Genomic DNA, 3,741 nt, shown 5'->3' with positions numbered 1-3,741 from the left:
ATCCTGATCGCGTGCTGAACGCCGTACTCGATCTCGTGCTCCCCTCGGTGTGCGCCGGCTGCGGTGCCGCGGGGGCGCGGTGCTGCGGGGGTTGCCTCGCCGAGCTGACCGCCGCTCCGGGACGGCGGCTGCCCGAGCCGGCCCCGGCCGGATTGCCCGACTGCTGGTCGGCGGCCCGCTACGAGGGCGCGGTCCGCCAGGCGATCGTGGCGTACAAGGAGCGGGGCGCGGTGGCGCTCGCCGGGGTGCTGGCGCAGGTCCTGGCGTACACCGCGCTGACGGCGATCGGCGCGGGGGCGCTGAGGGGAGCGGCGAGCGGGCCGTTCGCGCCGGCACCGTCCGCCGTCGGCCCGTTCTCCACAGCGCCGTTCCCCCCAGCGCCGTTCCACGCAGCGCCGTTCTCCACAGCGCCGTTCTCCACAGTCCCGTTCGCTGTGGTGCCGGTGCCGAGCGGGCGGCGGAGCCGGCGGGTCAGGGGCCACGACCCGGTGGGACGGCTGGCGGCGTTGGTGGTGCGGCACCTGCGGTCGTACGGGCTGCCGGCCGAGCTGTGGCCGGCCCTGACCCAGGCGCGGCGGGTGGCCGACCAGGCGGGCCTGAGCTCTGCTGAGAGAGCCGCCAACCTCGCCGGGTCACTCCAGGTCTCCGGAGCCGCGAAAAGGCCTCCAGCGGCCTGTGCGCTGCTCCTGGACGACATCGTCACGACCGGCGCCACGCTGGTGGAGGCGGCCAGGGCCCTGAGTTCGGCAGGCATGCTGACACCTCTGGCGGTCACCGTCGCCGCGACACGCCGAAGATCTTGCAAACCATTACAGTCACGGTGAGTAAAGAAAGATCCAATTCGCAACCCTAACCAGGAGGTCACATGTCACTTCCTTCGGGGTGGTGGCGGGGCAGCTCAGCGGACGGGAGCCCCGTACGCATAAGGGCTGCCGACCGGTTATAAGGGGTGCCCGAATGGCCTTATGGGCCCTGCGGAAATCACGGTAAGTGATCCTTTGGCGCATGCCTCAGCTGACATTCGCCCTGGATACGGATAGCGTTCTGACATGGCACCCGTTCGGGTCCGTGGTTGCGCAGAGCCGGAGTACCCGGCTCTGCTAGCCGATGCCAGCCGCAGGCAAAACGGTCCACGTAAGGCGACTCTTTGTCGACCGATCACGGTGCGGCTTAGGGGTAAGTCCTGCCTTCCCGAGGGGCCAGATGTCCCTCGCCAGAAGAGAAGGGCAGTAGTGGCAACAGAGCTGCGAGACCCTCAGCAGGCGAATGTGGGGTCGAAGACCAGGTCGGCCGGGCGGGTGCCGTTCGAGTTCCCGGTGATACCGAGTCGGAAGAGGGGAACGGTGACAGGAAGGCAGACAGAAGACCCCGTCCGGCAGGCACGTTGCCGGGCGCTCTTGCTCAGTCGTTAGACGAAGGGGGGCTGTTGCATGGACATCATCGTCAAGGGCCGGCACACAGGAGTGAGTGATCGGTTCCGTGACCAAGTGACGACCAAGCTGGCCAGGATCGAACGTCTGGACAACAAACTCATCCGAGTCGATGTGGAGGTGTCGAAGGAACGCAATCCGCGTCTCGCCGGACAGCGGGAGCGCGTGGAGCTCACCATTCACTCTCGAGGACCGGCCATCCGCGCCGAAGCCTCGGCCGACGACCGATTCGTAGCCCTCGACATGGCCCTCGACAAGCTGGAAGGCCGCCTCAGGCGACTGTCCGACCGGCGCAAAGTCCATCACGGCAACCACTGCCCGCCCTCCGTGGCGGAGATCACCGCGACGCTCCCCGACGCCGCCGACCTGGCTGAGCGGAAGGCTCCTTCCGTCCCCAAGCCGGCCGAGCCGGACGAGGACGAGCTCGTACGAAGCGACAAACTCTACGACGACATCGTTCCGATCGAGATGGACGGCGACGGGCCGCTCATCGTGCGGGAGAAATTCCACAGAGCGGAACCCATGACCATCGATCAGGCCCTACTGGAGATGGAGCTGGTAGGACACGATTTCTACCTGTTCCGTGACAAGGAGAGCGGCCAGCCGTGTGTCGTTTACAACCGGCGCGGATATAACTACGGCGTGTTGCGGCTCGTAGAGCCCTGATCGCCCGCTAAAAGATCTTCTCGACCACCCGAGAACCGCGGCACACGTGCCATCATGGCGGTTCAACGGCTCTGGCCCCCCGACGAGGAGGAGACGTGAGCGAGCTCAGTCAGGTTCAGATGAGCGAGCGAAGCGAGGGTACGGCAGTCGCGAGGCGGATCAAGGAGGCCTTGTGACCGAGTCTGGCGAGGTGCGCCCGCCAGAGAGCGAGCCGATCCGCGTGCTGATCGTTGACGATCACGAGCTGATCAGGCGGAGCCTGGCGCTGGCGTTGGCTGCTGAGCCCGACATCGAGGTGGTCGGTGAGGCGAGCGACGGGCAGGAGGCGGTCGAACTGGCCGATCGCCTCATGCCCGACGTCGCGCTCATGGACGTTCGCATGCCCCGGCAGGACGGGATCGAGGCGACCAAGGGCATCAAGGCCTCCGTCCCGAGCACCCGCATCATCATGCTGACGGTCAGCGACGAGGAAGAAGATCTCTTCGAGGCCATCAAGGCGGGAGCCACCGGCTACCTGCTCAAGGATGTCCAGATCAACGACGTCCCCGCGGCGGTGCGGGGCGTCCACGAGGGGCAGTCCTTAATCAACCCGGCGATGGCCGCCAAGCTCATCAACGAGTTCCAGACCATGAGCCGCAAGGAGGCCGAGCGCCCGCCCCAGCTTCCGGTGCCGCGGCTGACGGAGCGCGAGATGGAGGTCCTGCGGCTGGTGGCCAAGGGCATGAACAACCGCGAGATCGCCAAGCAGTTGTTCATCTCGGAGAACACCGTGAAGAACCACGTCCGCAACATCCTCGACAAGCTGCAGCTCCATTCGCGGATGGAGGCTGTCGTTTACGCGGTGCGGGAGCGCATGCTGGAGATCACGTAGCCACGGCTACGCAGGCTGGCACCGGCGGCGGGATGTGGGGGCGCTGAGCTCTGGGTTCGCGCCTTTGCCGCGCTCCGGGGGCGTGCCCTAGGGTTCGCGGCGCGTCCGCCCGCTCACGAGTGCAGGTGCGGTCCACCCGCCCGGGGCAGCCAAGTCGGATGGCCAGTCATGGCGTTCCCGGTGAAGGGCGGCCAGGACGTCTGGTGGGCGGTCAGGCTGATCTCGGTAGAGCGCGGGCCAAGGCCGTTCGATGGGCGGCCAGGATGTTCCCGAGAAGGCGCCAGCCGGGGAGCCTGGTGGGCGGCCAACAGTCCGCCGTCAGGGATGGCCAGGGCGCGTCCGACGGGTGCTCAGGGCTTTCCGGGTTGACGCATGCTTCAAGCGGGACTGGGTCAGGTCGTATCCGCCTGCCACGACGGGCGTGGCGCGCGCCGTGTCGGCGTTGGGCTGGTAATCCGCAGGGCAGGGCAGGGCGTCGGGCACAGGGCGGGTCGAGGCGTCCGGCAGGGGAACGCACGGTTGTCCGCTTGGGCGCGCGCAGGGCGTCTGGCCGAGGGGCGCTCAAGGCATCCATTGGTCGATCGGGGCATCCGGTCGAGGATGTGTCTCGGGGCGCCAGGTCGGGACGGATGAGGGATGGTCGGGGCGTCTGGTGGGTGATTTGTCCGGGGCGTTAGGACGGGGACGCCCGGTGAACGGTCAGGGCGTCCGGTGGGCGATTTGTTCGGGGCGTTGGGGCGGGGACGCCCGAGGAACTGGCTCTTATACACATCT

Annotated in this window: 3 protein-coding genes; all 3 read left to right on the top strand. The window is 67.5% G+C overall.

Annotated features, from left to right (window positions below; translation table 11 throughout):
- A partial coding sequence (locus ETD85_RS60815) for a ComF family protein (RefSeq protein WP_206059620.1) occupies positions 1-824 on the top strand: 824 nt, incomplete at its 5' end.
- 606 nt (positions 825-1,430) lie between these two features.
- Entirely contained in the window at positions 1,431-2,096 is a 666-nt protein-coding gene (gene hpf / locus ETD85_RS60810) for a ribosome hibernation-promoting factor, HPF/YfiA family (RefSeq protein WP_138698857.1), read from the top strand.
- A 172-nt stretch (positions 2,097-2,268) separates the two neighbouring features.
- The gene (locus ETD85_RS60805; protein WP_138698856.1) at positions 2,269-2,967 is read left to right on the top strand and encodes a response regulator; all 699 of its coding nucleotides are present in this window, start codon (positions 2,269-2,271) and stop codon (positions 2,965-2,967) included.
- The last annotated feature ends 774 nt before the right edge of the window (positions 2,968-3,741 follow it).

Origin of the sequence: Nonomuraea zeae, assembly GCF_005889725.1 — a bacterium.
GTDB lineage: Bacteria > Actinomycetota > Actinomycetes > Streptosporangiales > Streptosporangiaceae > Nonomuraea > Nonomuraea zeae.
This window is presented reverse-complemented; position numbering and strand designations above follow the sequence as displayed.